General features: G+C 63.4%; 15 protein-coding genes. 2 read left to right on the forward strand and 13 right to left on the reverse strand.

Annotated features, from left to right (window positions below; all coding sequences use genetic code 11):
* Positions 1-5: 5 nt before the first annotated feature.
* From AKI39_RS14385 to AKI39_RS25535, 5 genes are read right to left on the reverse strand one after another with little or no spacing between them, the layout of a single operon-like run.
* Positions 6-455 carry a hypothetical protein gene (locus AKI39_RS14385; protein WP_235610652.1) on the reverse strand — a complete coding sequence of 150 codons (450 nt, stop codon included), beginning with the start codon at positions 453-455 and terminating at the stop codon, positions 6-8.
* Positions 452-1,960 (reverse strand): efflux transporter outer membrane subunit, encoded by a 1,509-nt coding sequence (locus AKI39_RS14390; protein ID WP_066637227.1) that lies wholly within the window; start codon positions 1,958-1,960, stop codon positions 452-454. Before AKI39_RS14390 ends, AKI39_RS14385 begins: the two co-directional genes overlap by 4 nt.
* Positions 1,957-5,142, reverse strand: coding sequence for an efflux RND transporter permease subunit (locus tag AKI39_RS14395; protein ID WP_066637229.1), 3,186 nt, complete (start codon positions 5,140-5,142; stop codon positions 1,957-1,959). The genes AKI39_RS14390 and AKI39_RS14395 overlap by 4 nt, the downstream gene beginning before the upstream one ends.
* Positions 5,139-6,395 (reverse strand): efflux RND transporter periplasmic adaptor subunit, encoded by a 1,257-nt coding sequence (locus AKI39_RS14400; RefSeq protein ID WP_066637231.1) that lies wholly within the window; start codon positions 6,393-6,395, stop codon positions 5,139-5,141. Before AKI39_RS14400 ends, AKI39_RS14395 begins: the two co-directional genes overlap by 4 nt.
* Positions 6,395-6,616 (reverse strand): hypothetical protein, encoded by a 222-nt coding sequence (locus AKI39_RS25535; RefSeq protein ID WP_145925280.1) that lies wholly within the window; start codon positions 6,614-6,616, stop codon positions 6,395-6,397. The genes AKI39_RS14400 and AKI39_RS25535 overlap by 1 nt, the downstream gene beginning before the upstream one ends.
* A gap of 104 nt (positions 6,617-6,720) precedes the next feature.
* Between AKI39_RS25535 and AKI39_RS14405 the strand changes: the two genes are divergently transcribed.
* On the forward strand, positions 6,721-7,380 hold the full coding sequence (locus AKI39_RS14405; RefSeq protein ID WP_066637239.1) for a chorismate--pyruvate lyase family protein: 660 nt from the start codon (positions 6,721-6,723) through the stop codon (positions 7,378-7,380).
* 272 nt (positions 7,381-7,652) lie between these two features.
* On the opposite strand, the gene AKI39_RS14410 is transcribed toward AKI39_RS14405, so the two are convergent.
* The 6 genes from AKI39_RS14410 to AKI39_RS14435 all read right to left on the reverse strand — a co-directional run bounded on the left by AKI39_RS14410 (position 7,653) and on the right by AKI39_RS14435 (position 15,178).
* A complete protein-coding gene (locus AKI39_RS14410) occupies positions 7,653-8,192 on the reverse strand; it encodes a YaeQ family protein (RefSeq protein WP_066637241.1) in 540 nt (179 codons plus the stop codon).
* A gap of 20 nt (positions 8,193-8,212) precedes the next feature.
* Entirely contained in the window at positions 8,213-10,087 is a 1,875-nt protein-coding gene (locus AKI39_RS14415) for a dipeptide ABC transporter ATP-binding protein (protein ID WP_145925428.1), read from the reverse strand.
* A gap of 12 nt (positions 10,088-10,099) precedes the next feature.
* The gene (locus AKI39_RS14420) at positions 10,100-10,981 is read right to left on the reverse strand and encodes an ABC transporter permease (protein ID WP_066637250.1); all 882 of its coding nucleotides are present in this window, start codon (positions 10,979-10,981) and stop codon (positions 10,100-10,102) included.
* Complete coding sequence (locus AKI39_RS14425; RefSeq protein WP_066637252.1) at positions 10,978-11,922, reverse strand: ABC transporter permease; 945 nt, start codon at positions 11,920-11,922, stop codon at positions 10,978-10,980. Before AKI39_RS14425 ends, AKI39_RS14420 begins: the two co-directional genes overlap by 4 nt.
* 75 nt (positions 11,923-11,997) lie before the next feature.
* Complete coding sequence (locus tag AKI39_RS14430; protein WP_066637254.1) at positions 11,998-13,509, reverse strand: ABC transporter substrate-binding protein; 1,512 nt, start codon at positions 13,507-13,509, stop codon at positions 11,998-12,000.
* A 40-nt stretch (positions 13,510-13,549) separates the two neighbouring features.
* Complete coding sequence (locus AKI39_RS14435) at positions 13,550-15,178, reverse strand: gamma-glutamyltransferase family protein (RefSeq protein WP_066637257.1); 1,629 nt, start codon at positions 15,176-15,178, stop codon at positions 13,550-13,552.
* Between the two features lie 193 nt (positions 15,179-15,371).
* Here AKI39_RS14435 and AKI39_RS14440 point away from each other — a divergent pair, with 193 nt between their 5' ends.
* A complete protein-coding gene (locus AKI39_RS14440; RefSeq protein WP_066637259.1) occupies positions 15,372-16,271 on the forward strand; it encodes a LysR substrate-binding domain-containing protein in 900 nt (299 codons plus the stop codon).
* A 7-nt stretch (positions 16,272-16,278) separates the two neighbouring features.
* Here the strand turns inward: AKI39_RS14440 and AKI39_RS14445 are convergent, their stop codons facing one another.
* Both AKI39_RS14445 and AKI39_RS14450 read right to left on the reverse strand, forming a co-directional pair.
* Positions 16,279-16,569 carry a 4a-hydroxytetrahydrobiopterin dehydratase gene (locus AKI39_RS14445; protein ID WP_066637262.1) on the reverse strand — a complete coding sequence of 97 codons (291 nt, stop codon included), beginning with the start codon at positions 16,567-16,569 and terminating at the stop codon, positions 16,279-16,281.
* A 78-nt stretch (positions 16,570-16,647) separates the two neighbouring features.
* The gene (locus AKI39_RS14450) at positions 16,648-16,986 is read right to left on the reverse strand and encodes a P-II family nitrogen regulator (protein ID WP_066637264.1); all 339 of its coding nucleotides are present in this window, start codon (positions 16,984-16,986) and stop codon (positions 16,648-16,650) included.
* Positions 16,987-17,048: the final 62 nt, after the last annotated feature.

A 17,048-nucleotide genomic window follows, 5' to 3' on the forward strand; every position in this document is an offset into this window, starting at 1 on the left:
TGCGCTCAGGAAACAGCCCGGCTGCTGTGCAAGGCTGGCGGGAGCGGATGCCGGGATTCTCCGTAGGCGTGCGCGATCGCGCTATCAGGTTGGCTCGGCAACCTGGTCCACTGCCGCAGCCTCTCTACCGGGTCAGGGCTTTCAATCACGTCATAGCCAGCACTGGTCAGTCGGTACTCCGCGGGCGATGCACATTCGGCCACGAGGCCCATATCCCTCAGCAAGGCCAGGTGCAGCCTGACTTCAGGCCAACTATGGCCCAGTGCCTTGCCTGCCCCGTTCTCGATGTCCTTGCAGCATTGGGTGGGCTGTTCATGATCCTGCATGAAGGACAGTATCGATTTAAGGATCTCAATGTTCCTGCGCATGTCGACCTCCAATGTGGACCATGAGCGGCCACGGCAACTATTGTTATGCCTGACTTCGATATTCGATCGACCGGTTTCCGCTTTCATTCGCCCTCGGTCGATGTGGCAGCCTCGGCCTGAGCAATGGGCCGGGGTGCGTCCCACCCCCCGCCCATCGCGCGGAATGCCCGAACCGCGGCTCTGGCCGCGTCTGCCCTTGAGGCATCGAGCGCATCCCGGGAGACGAGCAGTTGGCGATCGGCATCCAACACGTCGGTGAGCGTGATCGATCCTGCGCGATAGGCATACTCCGAGAGCTCCCTCGCTCGGGTGAGCGCAGAGACCTCTTGCGCCAACTCCTCAGTGCGCAGCTCAGTCTGTACGAGGCTCATGAAGGCATCCTCCACATCCTGGACCGCCTTTAGCGTTGACTCCCTGTACTCGGCGAGGGCTTCCGCATACGCACCTTCGGCCCGTTTGACTTCGGCATCAACTTTGCCGAAGTCGAACAGACGCCATGAAAATCCCGCGGTGCCGGCCGGCTGGAAGCTCGCCGATTTGAACAATCGACCGCCCGAGATGCTCTCGAAACCGAGTGCGCCAGATAGAGAAACCTTGGGGTAGTAATCGGAAATCGCGACACCGATATTCTCGCTCGACGCGGCCAAGCGGCGTTCCGCCGCGATGATGTCCGGGCGCCGCCGCAACACATCGACCGGCTGGTCCCCCGTGCCGATGGCAGGGATATCCGGTATGACGGCCACCCCATTGTCCGTCAGCTCGGCCGCGTAGGTCCCCGGCTGGACACCCATCAGAACGTCAAGGCGGTTCAGCTGCGCCTCAAGGGCGGTACGAAAGACCGGAACGACAGCCCGCGCCTGCCTAACCAAAGCTTCCGTCTGAGCAACTTCGCGACTATCCGCGGCGCCGGCCTTCAATCGCGCTTGTACCAGCTCCAGGAGATGTACATCGGTGTTGATCTGGTCTTGCGTTACGGCCAGCCTGGCCTGCAGCCCCCTGATCTGCAGGTACGCGTCCGCGGCGTCCGCGGCGACGCTTACGCGCGTCCCCATCTGATCGGCCTGCGCTGCCTGCTCTTCCGCCTGGGCCGCCGACTTCGCGCGCCTCAAGCCACCCGCCAGGTCGATCTCCCAGCTTGCGCTCGCGCCCACCGTGTACAACTCCTGGGAGCGGCTGTAGTCGGGGAAGGTGCTGGCAATCGCGCCCAAGGGGCTGTTCAGGCTCTGGTGCTGTTTGGTCGCGGAACCGACGGCGTCCACTGTCGGCAAAAGTTGAGCGCCGGCCCCTTGCGCGGCCGCTCGGGCCTGGGCTACCCGGGCGAGCGCCGCCTGTAGACTCAGGTTCTGATCCAAAGCACGCTGAACGACTTTCTCCAGCATCGGATCATTGAAGCCGGTCCACCAGCGATCAAGCATTGGAGCGTGCGGGCTCGTCTGCCCGCTCGCTACCAGCTTGGTGTTGTGAAACCGCGCCATATCAATCTCAGGCGCTGTGTAGTCCGGGCCGACGGCACAGCCCGCGAGCACGGCGCTCAGAAGGCTCGCAAATACGGGCTTTGGCCCCAGCGAACCCGCGAATGGGAAGTTCTTCATTGCGCGTTCCTCTTCCTGAGCCGCCAGCGTGCAGTGCCCAGGTCCTTCACCCCCAATTTGCGGACGAAGGTATAGAACGCCGGTGTGAAGGCCAGGCCGAAGATCGTGACCCCCAGCATTCCAAAGAACACGGTCGTTCCCAGCGATTGACGCATTTCCGATCCCGCGCCCGTCGCGATGACCAAGGGCGCGACGCCGGCAATGAAGGCAAGCGAGGTCATCAGGATCGGACGTAGACGCACCCTTGCCGAGTGAACCGCGGCGTCCTCCGGGCCAACGCCGTCTTCGTCCTGACGCTGTTTAGCGAACTCCACAATCAAGATCGCGTTCTTGGCCGCCAAGCCGACGAGCACCACGAATCCGATCTGTGCGAGGATGTCGATCGGCATGCCGCGCATATTCAACCCCAAGGCCGCCGCCAGCAGACACATCGGAACGATCAGCACAATGGCCAGCGGCGTCTTCCAGCTTTCGTACTGGGCCGCGAGCACCAGGAACACGAACAGGGCGGACGCGAGGAACACGACCAGGGGAGACGTGGCCTGCGTTTTCTCCTGGTGAGCCAAGTCGGTCCATTCATAAGATATTCCGTTCGGCAGCACTTCGTCGGCCAACGCTTCCATGCGTTTCAGTGCGTCGCCGGAAGATTTTCCCGGGGCCGCGGCACCCATGATTTCTGCGGCGGGAAACAGGTTGTACCGGGGCAGGCGATACGGTTCGGTCGTGTTCCTGAACTGCGCGACCGTCCCGATCGGCACCATTTCACCCGCCGAGTTCCGTACCTTGAGGCGACCGATGTCGTCAGGCGTTTTACGGAAAGCCTCGTCGCCCTGCACCCGCACCTGGTAGGTGCGGCCCAGGAAGTTGAAGTCATTCACATATTGCGACCCAAGATAAAGCTCCATTGTGGAGAAAATATCCGTGGGGGTAAGCCCGACCTTCTCCGCCTTGAGTCGATCGATATCGGCATAGACGGACGGTGCCGCGGCGTTGTAGAGCGTAAAGACGCCCCCGAACGTCTTGTCCTGGTTCGCGGCCTTGACCAGATCGTTGGCGGCTTTGGCAAGCGCATGCGGACCCAGCCCGGCGCGATCCTCGAGCATCAGCTTGAATCCACCGGCCGCGCCTAGTCCCTGTACGGGCGGGGGTTGGACGACGATGACGACGGCATCCTTGATGTGTGCCAATCGCTGCCTTAGCGTCACGAGCATCGTCGCGGCATTGACCCCGGGAACATGCTTTCCATACAAGGAAGGCAGTCCGAGGAAGACCGTCGCGACGTTCGGTGCATAGGTGCTTGTGGTCACATCGAATCCGGTCACCGGTGAGGTATGTCCGATCCCTTTGATTCCTGGCGTTTCAAGGATGATGTCGTTGACCTCGTGGAGCACCTTGTCGGTGCGTTCCAGGCTGGAGCCGGGCGGCAAGAATATGATCACGGCCTGGTAACCGATATCCTGGTCGGGAATGAAACCGCTGGGCATCCGCGCCATTTGGACACCGGTGGCGATGATCAGGCCCGCATAAACCACAAGCATGACCCCGGTCTTCCGCACAAAGCGCCCGGTGACTTTCCCGTACCGGATGGAAAGCGATTCGAAGAGACGGTTGAATCGCCCAAAGGTCGCGTCATGGAACCGGCTGTAGATAGTCTCGCGAGCGGGCACATCGTCATGCGCATGCGGCTTCAGGAGCACGGCGCAAAGCGCGGGACTCAAGGTCAACGAAACGAAGCACGAAATGACAGTCGATGCGGCGATCGTGATCGCGAATTGCTTGAAAAACAGCCCGGTGATTCCGGACATCAGCGCCGCGGGACCGAACACCGCGCAAAGCGTGAGCGCGATCGCCAGGAGCGCGGTCGACACTTCGTTCATCGTCTGATGCGCGGCCTCTTTCGGAGACATGCCGAGCGCCATATTTCGTTCGACATTCTCAACGACCACAATGGCGTCGTCGACGACTATCCCCACCGCCAGGACGAGCCCGAACAAGGACAGATTGTTGATCGATGCGCCAAAGATCGACAAGACCGTGAATGTTCCCAGCAAGGAAATCGGAATGGCGACCACCGGAATGAGCGTGGCGCGCCAATTTTGCAGAAACAGGTACACCACGACGACGACAAGCAGAATCGCATCGAAAATTGTCTTGATGACTTCTTCGATGGATTGGCTGACGAAGGTCGTCGGATCGTAGATCTTCTGATAATCCAGGCCTGGCGGGAAATTCTTTTTCAGCTCCGCCATCTTGTTCCAGATGGAATTTTCAACGTCGACCACGTTGGAGCCTGGCGTGGCGATGACCACCCATTGACTCGCGATCGACCGATCCACGTAGGCTTTGGAGCCGTAATCCACCGAGCCCAGCTCGACCCGGCCGATGTCGCGGATCCGTGTCACCCGCCCCTGCGCGTCGGACTTGACGACAATGTCGGCAAATTGCTCCGGCGTGGTCAGGCGCCCAAGCGCTGCCACGTTGATCTGGTAGGCCCCCTGGCTGGACACCGGCGGCTGATTCAGCACGCCGGCGGAGACTTGCGCGTTCTGCGCGCGCAAGACGGCCATGATCTCATTGGCGTTGATACTGTAGGCAGCCGCGCGGTCAGGGTCGATCCAGATCCGCATGGCGTATTGCCGTTCGCCCAGCGGCCAGAGTTCGGATACGCCCGGCAAGCGCGCGAGCTCGTCCCTGACTCCCAGCATGTAGTTGGACATGTACTCGGCGCTTCTGGAGCCGTCCGGAGAGTAGACGTGCACCGCCAGCAGCAGCGCCGGGATCGTTTTTTTGACCTGCACGCCCTGTAGCCGCACAGCTTCCGGCAGGCGGGACAACGTGTCCTCGACTCGGCTACGCGTCAGCAATAGCGCCGTATCCGGATTGGTGCCAACCTTGAAGATAAGGCTGATCGTCAACCGGCCGTCACTGGTCGATTGGCTACTCACGTAGTCCATGTTCTCGACGCCATTGACGGATTGCTCTATGGGCGTCGCTACGGTACGGGCGATCGTGTCGGACGAAGCGCCGGGATATGACGTCGAAATCTCGATGGTCGTCGGAACAATGTCTGGATACTGCGCAACAGGTAAAGAAACCATTGTTGCCAGACCAATCAGCACCAGGAAAATATTGAGCACCGCGGCAAAGCGCGGATGCTCGATGAAAAAGTGCGGCAGCCTCATGGGGAGCCTCCGAAGGCGACCTGATCGGCCTCGGAAGAGTACTGGATCGCTCCCTCTTGGGGAGTCACTTCCGCGCCAGCGCGCACCGTGGGGATACCGTCGATGATGACCTTGTCGTTCAGCGACAGTCCGGCGCGAATCACCCGCAGTCCGCCGCGCAGATCGCCGATCTCTACCTTCTTCGGGGTGACAAGGTGGTCTTGTCCGACCACATAAACGATATGGTCGGTGAGGTCAGCGAGCACCGCGGCATCGGGAACCAGCAGTGCCGGCTCCGGGTTCGAGACGACCAGTCGAATGCGCGCGAATCCGCCGGGGGTCAGCGACAGATCGCTATTCTGGGCCGTCGCACGGGCGTGGATAGTGCCGCTGGACCGATCGAGAGAATTATCGATGAAATTCAAAACGGCCTGACGAGAGAAATTCTCGTCGCCTGTCGGCGCGAGCGCCACTCGATTGAACACTGGCCCTGTCCGGCCTACGCGTTCTTGCTGGAACGCTGCGTAGTCGTTCTCGCTCATGTCGAAATCGATATAGACCGGATCAAGAGACACGATCGTCGCCAGGAGCGTGGTAGGACTGCTTCCCGCGCGATTGCCTGAAATCAGATTCCCGGTCGATACGAGATGGGCGCCCATCCGGCCCGCGAAAGGGGCCCTGACCTTGGTGCGATCGAGATCGAACCTGGCATCGTGGACCTGAGCCTCGGCGCGATCTATCGCGGCCTGGGCTGCACGATGTTCGGCGACTTTTTGATCGACGTTCTGCACCGAGCCCGCTTCGGAACGCTGCAGCGCCTGCGCTCGCGACAGCTCCCGTGTCGCCAGCGCGAGTCGAGCCTGGGCGGACGTGAGTTCAGCCTTCGCCAGGTTCAATTTGATCTCATAGGGCTCGCGGTCGATCTCGAAGAGCACGTCGCCCTTTTTGACGATGGCGCCATCTTCGAAGTGGATCTGGGTCAATACACCCCCCACTTGGGCCCGGAGCTCAACGCGGTTGACCGCCGAGAATTGGCCCAAGAAACCGAGCCTGCGTTCGATGTCGCGTTGAATCGGCGGGCTGACCGTCACCGACGGGGGCGGGCGGGCGGCGACGGCCGGAGTGCTACCCGCACGCATGTAGTAGTAGCTCGCGCCCATGAGGAGAAGCACCGCCAAGGCAATAGCCTTACCACGCGGACGGAAGGCGCGAGCTTGCGCTGACTCGCTACGAATACCCGGCTCCACCTTATGGGGTCCAATAGGCTCGTTCATCACAGTACTTCTACGGCAGCGCGTGATTTGCGCGGCAGATTGGGAATCGTCTGCGCGAAAGCCGGCTTCGGAATGTTCGCCGGCCCGGAGGCTCCAGCAAGGGTGAAGACTGCGACTGCCGCCGAAAATACTGGCGACGTCCGATGAATGCTCATGGTTCTCTCGTCATATTGGATTTTGCGTGGATTTTGTACCAACGACGATACGAACAGAAGAACCAAGATTCCCCTTTTCCATGTGTATCAAAGATGCAAATACGAAGGCGCCGATGCGGCACGGGCGGTTGCCGAACAGCGGTCGTGCGCTTGCGGGATAATACGTCGCCATGAAAATCCTCCATCCCGGCAGTCCCGGCTGGACGCCCCTGCCCCTGCCTTCCTGCACCCCCACCCAGAAGTTCTGGCTGTTCCGTCCCGGCGCCCTCACCGCCGGCCTGCGCCAATTGGGCGAATTCCGCCTGCGCGTGCTGGCCGAGTATGCCCAGGCAGTGCCGGTCGATGAAGCGCGCGCCATGCGGCTGCGGCCAGGATCGCTGGTGTGGGTGCGCGAAGTCCTGATGTCCGTCGACGGCGTGGATGGCGTGGTGGCGCGCAGCCTGACGCCGCTGGCGGCCTCCCGCGCCACCTGGCAAGGCATGCGGCGCCTACGGGCGCGTCCCTTGGCCGATATGCTGTATCACGATCGCACCGTGCTGCGTTCGGCCTTCGAATGCCGGCGGCTGTCGGCTGGCGTGCCGTTCTACGCCACCGCGCGTACGGTCATCGCGGACGCGCTGGCGCCGCGGCATCGAGCCGATGGCAAGGTCGTGGACATCCGCCATGCCATGCATCGCCATAACGCAACCCACAGCCGCGACGCCGTCAACCGGGATGCGCGCATACTCGCGCGCCGATCGGTCTTCTGGCGGCATGGCCAACCCTTGCTGGTGGCGGAAGGATTCCTGGCCGCGTTCTGGGAAAAGGCCGGCAACCGCCGGCCTGCGTGATGCGGGCGGAATGGGAAGAAAATCGGGTGCACGCCGTGACGGCCGGATAGTAGTGCCGCGATCCGGGTACGTTACGGGCTAACGCGTGGTCGTCTCTTCAACCCAATACGACGGGAACCACGGAGCTCACACCAGTGGTCGGTCCCGGCGTCAGCGATGCATCTGCCCCTATGGAACAACCCGTCAGCGTGCAGCTGAACGCGCTGTGCCAAGGCGGGATGTCGCTGATATGGAAAAAATTCTTACGTTAACCGGGCCGATGGCCCACGGGCTTACTCGCGCCAGGTTTCCGGCGCGATGACGGCGCTGCCTGCATCGGCCGTGACGAAGACCTCTCCGTCCTGCACGTTCAGGTCCAGCGACATGGTGCGTTCAGCCAGGGCGCCGAGCGCCTGCGTTTGCGGCGCCGGCAGGTTGACGACCTTCAGGTTGCGGGCGCGAGAGACGCGGTCGCGTACGCCGTCCCACCAGATCTGGCTGGCATGGCCGCCATAGCAGTAGATAAGCACCTGTTCCGCGCGGCCGCAGGCCTTCAAAATGCGGCGTTCGTCGGGCTGCCCTACTTCGATCCACAGCTCGATGGCGCCGGTCAGGTCCTTGCGCCATACGTCCGGCTCGTCGGTATCGCTCAGGCCCTTGGTGAACGCCAGCGATTCATCGGCGTTCAGCGCGTAGGCCAGAATGCGCACCATCATGCGCTCGTCGGTTTCCGAGGGGTGCCGCGCCACCGTGACGGCATGGCTGCCGTAATAGCGGCGATCGTTGTCCGCTATATTCAGGTCAGCCTTGTAGATTGTTGCGCGTAATGCCATGGGTGATCGTCGCCGCCGCCTTAAGCCATCGCCGGATAGGCACCGATGGCATGCCTGGCCACGAAATGGCCTGTCGATACCTCCACCAGCGGCGCGACGACGGGTTCGTCGCCCACCTTCCGTACGGGGCTGGGAATCTCGTCCACCAGCAGCGAACGCTGCCGGTGCCGGCGCTGCGGATCGGCGATGGGCACCGCCGCCATCAGCTTTTTGGTGTACGGATGCTGGGGGTTCTCGAAGATCGCCCGGCGTGGACCGATTTCGACGATCTGCCCCAGGTACATCACCGCCACACGATGGCTCACGCGCTCCACCACCGCCATATCGTGCGAGATGAACAGGAAGGACACGCCCAGCTCGCGCTGCAGGTCCAGCAGCAGATTGACGATTTGCGCCTGGATGGACACGTCCAGCGCCGACACGGATTCATCCGCGATCACCACCTTGGGGTTCAGCGCCAGGGCGCGCGCGATGCAGACGCGCTGGCGCTGCCCGCCGGAAAACTCGTGCGGGTAGCGCCCGATCATTTCCGGCACCAGGCCGCACTTGTCCATCAGCCAGCGCACGCGTTCCTGCGCCTGTGCGCCCTTGGCCACGCCGTGGATCAGCAGCGGCTCCATGATGGAGTCGCCCACCGTCATGCGCGGATCGAGCGATCCGAAGGGATCCTGGAAGATGAACTGGATATGGCGGCGCAGCGTCTGCATGGCCGCGCCGCGCAACGCACCGATATTGCGCCCATCGAACTCGATCGTGCCGCCCTGGCTATGCACCAGTTGCAGCAGCGAACGCCCGGTCGTCGTCTTGCCGCAGCCCGATTCGCCCACCAGGGCCAGCGTCTCGCCGGGATAGAGATCGAAGCTGACCTTTTCCACCGCATGGACACGGCGCTGCACGCGACCCAGGATGCCGCCGGCGATGTCATAGCGCGTAATCAGATCGCGAACCTTCAGCACCGGGCCGTTCTCGCGGCGCACCGTGCTTTCCGTGACGCGGATTTCGGGCGCGGGCACGGCCTGGCCAAGCTGCACGTCGCTCAGGGTCAGCAGCGGGAACGGCGCGGGCTCGTCGGTGCCATGCATGGCGCCCAAGCGTGGCACCGCGGACAGTAGCGCGCGCGTGTAGGCATGGCGCGGATGGGCGAAGACCTCGTCCGAGCCGCCCTCCTCCACCTTGTCGCCACGGTACATGACCAGCACGCGGTCGGCGACTTCCGCAACCACGCCCATATCGTGCGTGATGAAAATCACGCCCATGTTCATTTCTTCCTGCAGTTGGCGGATAAGCTGCAGGATCTGCGCCTGGATGGTCACGTCCAGGGCCGTGGTGGGTTCATCCGCGATCAGCAATTGCGGCTTGCAGGACAGCGCCATGGCGATCATCACGCGCTGCCGCATGCCGCCGGACAGTTGGTGCGGATAGCGGTCCAGCACGGATTTCGCTTCCGGAATACGCACGCGTTCCAGCATGCGCAGCGTCTCGGCGCGCGCCCCCGCGGCGTCCAGGCCCTGGTGCAGGCGCAAGGCTTCGGCGATCTGCACCCCCGCCGTAAAGCTGGGATTCAGGGACGTCATCGGTTCCTGGAAGATCATGGCGACGTCGGCGCCGCGCACGCGCTGCAGCGTGCCTTCGTCCGCCGCGGTCATGTCCAGGACGTCGCCGCTGCGGCGGCGCAGGCGGATCGCGCCATTGACGATCCTGCCGCCGCCGTACTCGACCAGCCGCATCAGCGCCAGCGAGGTTACCGATTTGCCGGAGCCCGATTCGCCCACGATGGCCAGGGTTTCGCCGCGATCGACGTGGAAGGACACATTGCGCACGGCTTCGACGGTGCGGTCGTGCGTCTTGAACCGCACGGTCAGGTCGTTGACGTCGACGACGCGGTTGGATTCCATCGCTTGCATGCGCTACTTCTCCTGGCGCGGATCGAGGGCGTCGCGCAGACCGTCGCCCAGCAGGTTGAAACCGAGCACCGCCAGGAAAATGGCGGAGCCGGGGAAAATCGACATCCAGGGCGCCTGGGTCATGAAATTCTTGGCCGTATTCAGCATGGAACCCCACGACGGATTGGGGGGCTGCAGCCCCAGGCCCAGGAAGGACAGGCTGGCCTCGGCGATGATGGCCGTGGCGATGGTGATGGTGGCCTGCACGATCAAGGGCGGCATGATGTTGGGCAGGATGTGCCGCACGATGATGCGGGTGTCCGACGCGCCCAGCGCCCGGGCGCTGGCGACGTAGTCCTCGTTCTTCACCGCCAGCACCTGGCCCCGCGCCAGCCGAACGAACTTGGGCGCGGCCGATACGCCGATGGCGATCATGGCATTGATCAGGCTGGGCCCCAGGAAGGCGGCCAGCGCGATGGCCAGGATCAGGAAGGGAATCGCCAGCAGCGCTTCGGTGACGCGGGAAATGGAGCTGTCCACCCACCCGCCGAAGTAGCCCGAGAGCAAGCCAAAGGGCACGCCGACGATCATGGCGATGAGGACCGACGCCAGGCCGGCCATCAGCGAGGCGCGCGCACCGAACAGCATGCGGGTATAGATGTCCCGGCCCAGTTCGTCGGTACCCAGCCAGAAGGTGGCCGAAGGCGCCTTGCGGATGGTCGTGAAGCTGGTCTGGAAAGGATCGTGGTTGACCAGCAGCGGCGCGAAGATGGCCACGACGACGAAGAACAGCACGATGGCCGCACCGATCATGGCGATGCGGTTGCGACGGAATTTACCCCACGCGCGGTGAGTGCGCCGGGGCATCGCGCCGCTGGAGATCGCGGGAGCTTGTGTAACGCTCATGAATGCCTCAGTCGGGGATTGACGACGATGTAAAGAATATCGGCCAGCAGGTTCATCACAATGAAGCCCACGGCGACGCAAAGCACGACGCCCTGCACCACCGCATAGTCACGGTTGAATACCGCGTCCACGACCAGCTTGCCGAAACCCGGAATCGTGAAGACCTGTTCCGTCAGCACCGCGCCGGCCAGCAGTTCACCGAACAGCAGCGTGACCAGCGTGACGATGGGCATGAGCGCGTTGCGCAAGGCATGGCGCAGCACCACCTTGCGCGGCGACACGCCCTTGGCGCGCGCGGTCCGCACATAGTCGGCCCCCAGGGCCTCCAGCATGGCCGACCGCGTGTGCCGCATCAGATAGGCCGCCAGCGACGTGGACAGCACGATGGCCGGCATGATCATGGTTTTCATGGAAAGCCAGAAATCTTCGTATGGCGACACATAGCCGGAGGCCGGCAGCCAGCGCAGCTGCACGGAGACGATCATGATCAGGATGATGCCCAGCCAGAAGTTCGGGATGGACATGCCGGACAGCGCCGCCACGTTGGCCCCGTATTCCAGCAGCTTGCCCTTGCGGACCGCCGCCAGGATACCCGTCGGTATGCCCACCAGCAGCGCGATGATCATGGCCATCGCCGCCAGTTGCAGCGTCACGGGCAGTTTCTGCGCGATCAGGGAGGTGACGGGCACGTCAGTGCGCAGCGATTTGCCCAGGTCGCCGGTGGCGACCTGCTTGACCCAGGCCAGGTACTGTACGGGCAAGGGGTCGTCCAGATGATATTTCTCGCGCAGGTAGTCGAGCACGGCAGGATCGCGCTCTTCGCCCGCCAGGGTCAATACCGGGTCGCCCGGCAGCACTTTCTGCAGCAGGAAAACGATCATCGACACCAGGATCAGCGTCGGGATCGCCACGAGCACGCGGCGTAGGATGAGTTTGAACATGGATAAAAACCGCTAAAACATAAAGAGCGAAGCGCCGGGACGAACATCCCGGACGCCCCGCTCGGCTGGATGCGCCTACTTGGAGAAGGTGACGCCCTTCAGGCGGATCATCCCGTCAGGATACGGCAAAAATCCCTTGACCTTCTTCTGCATCGCGAAGGGCCACGGCTGGAAGTACAGGAAGGCGTCGGGCATCTCTTTCTGGATGATGGCCTCTGCCTGCTCGTACAGCGCCTTGCGTTTGGCTTCGTCCGGCACCTTGCGCGCTTCGTTGAGGAACTGGTCCACCTTGGGGTTGCAGTATTCGCCGTCGTTCAACGCGCCCTTGCAGGTGATGAAGGGATAGACGTTGCCGTCCGGATCGGGGCGGCCCGACCATCCGCGCAGCGCGACCTCGAAGTTGCCCCCGCGCATCTGCGTCAGCAGCGCGGCATAGTCGGTCGGACGCAGGCTGAGTTCGATGCCCGCCTCGCGTGCCATGGCCTGCATCATTTCGGCGATGGCCGCGGTCGTGGTGTTGTTGCCGAACGCGAGCTCCGCCTTCACCTGCGTCATGCCGGCTTCCTTCAGCAGCGCCTTGGCCTTGGCCACGTCGCGCTTGGGCACCGGAAACTTGTCGCTGTGATAGGGGCTGGCAGGCGGAAAGGCCTGGTTGGCCGGCTCGTAGATGCCGCCGCCGATCACTTCGTTGATGGCCTCGCGGTCGATCGACAGGCTGAGCGCCTGCCGCACGCGCTCGTCGCGGAAGGGATTGGATTTGGCCCGGTCTCCGTTGTTCTGGTTGAAGACGATTTCCTGGAAGCCCAGGCCCGCCACCGAGGAAAAATGCAGGTTGGCGTCTTTCTTGACGTCGGGCGCGTCCGAGGGATTCAGGCGCTCCAGGATGTCCAGCCCGCCAGAGCGCAGGTTCTGCAGGCGTACCGTCGTATCCGGAATCGGCAGGAAGGTGATCTTGCTGAACTGGTAGTCCTTGGCGCCGTAGTACTTGTCGAACTTCTCCAGCACGATGCGGTCATTCTGCACGCGCTCGACGAACTTGTAGGGCCCCGAGCAGATCGGCTTGCGGCCGACCGCGTTGGGGTCCTTGTCGTTGAAGATGGCCGGCGACAGCATCATCCCGGCGCGGTCGGTCAACTGCGACAGCAAGGTCGCATCCGGCTGCTTCAGCTTCAGGACCAGCGTCTGCGCATCGGGTGCCTGCACATCCTGGATAGAGGCCAGTTCACCCTTGCGAAAGCTGTCGGGCAGCGTGCGCGCGCGGTCCAGGTTGGCCTTGGCCGCCGCGGCATCGAACTTGGTGCCGTCGTGGAAGACGACGTCGCCGCGCAGCTTCATGGTCAGCTCGGTGTTGTCGGCGTTCCAGGTCCACGACGTGGCCAGTTGCGGCACGATGTGCAGCTTGGGATCGATGTCCACCAGCTTGTCGCACAGCGACGTGAAAACGATGCGGCCCACATAGGTGCGGGCACGCGCCGGGTCCAGGACGTCCGGGTCTTCCTGCAAGCCGACGCGCAGTTCCTGCGCCACGGCCGAGCCGGCGGCCAGCGTCAGCATCACGGCGCCGATCGCGGAACCAAATTTTTTCATTGCATTCCCCTTGTCAGTTGCGCTTGGACGGCATTCGGAATCAGAAACCCACCGCCTGGCCGTCGCGACGGCTGTCGCTGGCCGCCACATAGCCCAGTTCGTTGTCGTCTTCGGACATGCGCCAGATGAATTGGCCGGAGCCGAAATCCATGTAGGGATCGTTGACGCTCTTGAGCGCGTGGCCCAGGTTCTTCAGTCCTTCGACCGTGCTGGCCGGCATGGTGGATTCCAGGTCGACGGTGAAGTCGCGGTTGACCTTCCAGCGCGGTGCGTCGCACGCCGCCTGCGGGTTCTGATGATAGTCCAACATGCGCACGACGGTCTGCAGATGGCCTTGCGGCTGCATGTCGCCCCCCATCACGCCAAAGCTCATGACCGGCTTGCCGCCGCGCGTCAGGAAACCCGGGATGATGGTATGGAAGGGGCGATGGCCGCCCTTGACCACGTTGGCCGCCTTGGGGTTCATGGAAAAACCGACGCCACGGTTCTGCAAGCTGATGCCGGTGCCCGGCACCACCACGCCCGAACCGAAGCCCATGTAGTTGGACATGATGAAGGAAATCATCATGCCGCTTTCGTCGGCGGCCGACATATAGATGGTGCCGCCGGCATGCGGACGCCCGGCGGCGAAGGCCGTGGCCTTGTCCATGTCGATCAGCTTGGCGCGCGAGGCTAGGTAGGCATCGTCCAGCATCTGTTCCGGCGTGACTTCCATGCTGCGCGGGTCGCCCACGTACTTGTACAGGTCGGCGAAGGCCAGCTTCATGGCTTCGATCTGCAGGTGCTGCGATCGCACCGAATCCAGCGGCAGGCCGGCGACGTCGAACTTGTCCAGGATGCCCAGCGCCATCAGCGCGGCGATGCCCTGGCCGTTGGGCGGAATCTCGTGCACGTCATAGCCGCGATAGGACCGCGAAATCGGCGTGACCCAGTCTGGCTTGTAGTTGCGCAGGTCGTCCAGCGTCATCGCGCCGCCGCATTCCTTGCTGAAGGCGGCGATTTTCTCGGCGATGTCGCCCTCGTAGTAGTCGCGCCCCTTGCTGGCCGCGATGCGGCGCAGCGTCCAGGCAGCTTCCGGGATGCGGAAGTGTTCGCCCACGTTGGGCGCGCGGCCGTTGGGCATGAAGGCCTGGGCGAAACCGGGCAGGTCTTTCAATTCCGCCGCGGCGGCGTTCCACTTGCGCGCCACGATGGGCGGCACGGCGTAGCCGCGCTCGGCGATTTCGATCGCCGGATCGAACAACTGTTCAAAAGGCAGCTTGCCGAATTTCTCGTGCAGCGCCGCCCAGCCCGCCACCGCGCCGGGAACGGTAACGCTGTCCCAGCCGCGCTTGGGCTGCTTGGCCAGGCCGTCGGCGCCTGTGCCGTACTTTTTCTTGAAGTATTCGATACTCCACGCGGCCGGCGCCACGCCGGAGGAATTCAGGCCCTGCAGCTGCTTGCCGTCCCAGACGATGGCGAAGCAGTCGCTGCCCAGGCCGCAGGACACCGGCTCGGTCAGCGTGATGGTCGCCGCCGCCGCAATGGCGGCGTCCACGGCGCTGCCGCCCTTGAGCAGCATGCGCAAGCCGGCCTGCGCGGCCAACGGATGCGACGTGGAGACGAAGTTGCGCGCGAACTGCGGCGCCCGGATGGTCGGATAGGGGTTTTCCCAGTTGAATGTCTTCATGGTGTCGGATCGTCGGTCGAAGAGGACGGCGCGCCAATAGGCGGGCCAAATCGTGGAAGTTACACGCGTGGTTTAATTAGATCAATTTGAATTTTTTTCGCGTCAAATAAGATTTTTTTGTGGATGCTTTCCTCCCCTCTGGGTGGCACGACCGGCCATCCCGAGCCTGAGGGCATACCCCTAGGATAAACCTGTGAGCACTGTGCGATTCCTGCGCACTTTCATGGCCGTCGCCCGCTATGGCTCCTTTTCGGAGGCGGCCGAGCGCGTCGCGCTGACCCAGGCCGCCGTCAGCTTCCAGATGCGCGCCCTGGAAGAGGAGATGGGCCGCGAGCTGTTCGACCGCAGCGGCCGGCTGGCCCTATTGAACGCCGCCGGCCGGGAGCTGCTGCCGGAGGTCAAGCAACTGCTGGACCTGTATGACCGGATGCGCTTGCCGCAGAAGCCCGGCCCGGGCGAACTGGCCGGTTCCGTGGCCTTCGGCGCCATCGTGTCCTGCATGGGCGCCCTTTCCAAGGTGGTCTCGCAGCTCAAGCGCCGGCATGACAGCCTGGACGTCCGCCTGTTCACCGGCAAGTCGGGTGAACTGGCGGGCAAGGTGGAAAGCGGCGAACTGGACGCGGCGCTGGTCGTGGAATCCGGCCGGCGCATGGCGAGCATGCGCTGGACGCCCTTGCATGAGGAACCGGTGGTGGTGCTGGCCTCGCCCACGGCGGCGGGCAAGACGGTGCGCGAGGTACTGGAGCAGAATCCCTTCCTGCGTTTTGACCGCACCCAGCGCACGGGCCTGCAGATCGACCGTGTGCTGCGGCGGATGAACGTACACGTCCACGACTTCCTGGAATTGAACGCCATCGAGACCGTGGTGGAACTGGTACGGCAGGAAGTCGGCGTCAGCCTGCTGCCCCTGCTGATGTGGGCGCAGTGGCGCACCGCGCCCGACCTGCGCGTGCTGCCCTTGCCGGAGGATATCGGGCCCGTGGTGCGCGCCGTCGGCATGATCGAGCGCCGCGAGCATGCGCGCCAGCACGTCACGGCATCGATCCTCAAGGAATACGCGGCCCTGTACGAGGCCCGCGACGACAAACGGTAGCCCGGCGCTAGGCGCCGACGACCAGGTCCATGAACCGGGCCATCTGCACGTCCAGCGACGTCACGCCGCCGGCATCGTGCGTGGACAGGGTGACTTCGACCCGGTTGTAGATGTTGAACCATTCGGGATGATGGTCCATTTTCTCGGCCATCAAGCTGATCCGGGCCATGAAACCGAAGGCCGCGTTGAAGTCGGCGAAAACGAAGGTCTTGGCGATCGCGTCGCGATCCGGAACGGCGGCCCATCCGGATAATTCACGCACGGCCCTGTCGGCGCCGATTTTATCGAGGTCACGCATGGAGGTTCTCCGTGGGGATCCAGGCGGCAGGTCCGTCCCCCCCGCGCACGGCGCGGCGGGCGCGGTCCCGTGCCGCGATTACAGCGCTTCGTTGTCGGATTCGCCGGTGCGGATCCGGATGGCCTGCTCGACCGGCGTCACGAAAATCTTGCCGTCACCGATCTTGCCGGTGCGCGAGGCCTTGACGATGGCTTCGATGGCGTTGTCGACCATCTCGTCCGGCAACACGACTTCGACGCGGATCTTGGGCAGGAAATCGACGACGTATTCCGCCCCGCGGTACAGCTCGGTATGCCCCTTCTGCCGCCCGAAGCCCTTGACTTCGGTCACGGTCAGGCCGCTGACGCCGACTTCGGCCAGGGCCTCGCGGACCTCGTCCAGCTTGAACGGTTTGATGATGGCGGTGACTTGTTTCACTTGCAGTCCTCAGTTCTATTTATGTCGAAGGGTTCGAGCGTGCCGGCAGCGGCCGGGCCAGG

Source organism: Bordetella sp. H567 (assembly GCF_001704295.1).
Lineage (GTDB): Bacteria > Pseudomonadota > Gammaproteobacteria > Burkholderiales > Burkholderiaceae_B > Bordetella_C.

Coding starts and splice junctions, on each gene's coding strand:
- AKI39_RS14425 (WP_066637252.1), bottom strand. CDS start 11,922: ATGTTCAAACTCATCCTACGCCGCGTGCTCGTGGCGATCCCGACGCTG.
- AKI39_RS14400 (WP_066637231.1), bottom strand. CDS start 6,395: ATGAACGAGCCTATTGGACCCCATAAGGTGGAGCCGGGTATTCGTAGC.
- AKI39_RS14445 (WP_066637262.1), bottom strand. CDS start 16,569: ATGCGTGACCTCGATAAAATCGGCGCCGACAGGGCCGTGCGTGAATTA.
- AKI39_RS14435 (WP_066637257.1), bottom strand. CDS start 15,178: ATGAAGACATTCAACTGGGAAAACCCCTATCCGACCATCCGGGCGCCG.
- AKI39_RS14415 (WP_145925428.1), bottom strand. CDS start 10,087: ATGGAATCCAACCGCGTCGTCGACGTCAACGACCTGACCGTGCGGTTC.
- AKI39_RS14405 (WP_066637239.1), top strand. CDS start 6,721: ATGAAAATCCTCCATCCCGGCAGTCCCGGCTGGACGCCCCTGCCCCTG.
- AKI39_RS14395 (WP_066637229.1), bottom strand. CDS start 5,142: ATGAGGCTGCCGCACTTTTTCATCGAGCATCCGCGCTTTGCCGCGGTG.
- AKI39_RS14385 (WP_235610652.1), bottom strand. CDS start 455: ATGAAAGCGGAAACCGGTCGATCGAATATCGAAGTCAGGCATAACAAT.
- AKI39_RS14430 (WP_066637254.1), bottom strand. CDS start 13,509: ATGAAAAAATTTGGTTCCGCGATCGGCGCCGTGATGCTGACGCTGGCC.
- AKI39_RS14390 (WP_066637227.1), bottom strand. CDS start 1,960: ATGAAGAACTTCCCATTCGCGGGTTCGCTGGGGCCAAAGCCCGTATTT.
- AKI39_RS14420 (WP_066637250.1), bottom strand. CDS start 10,981: ATGAGCGTTACACAAGCTCCCGCGATCTCCAGCGGCGCGATGCCCCGG.
- AKI39_RS14410 (WP_066637241.1), bottom strand. CDS start 8,192: ATGGCATTACGCGCAACAATCTACAAGGCTGACCTGAATATAGCGGAC.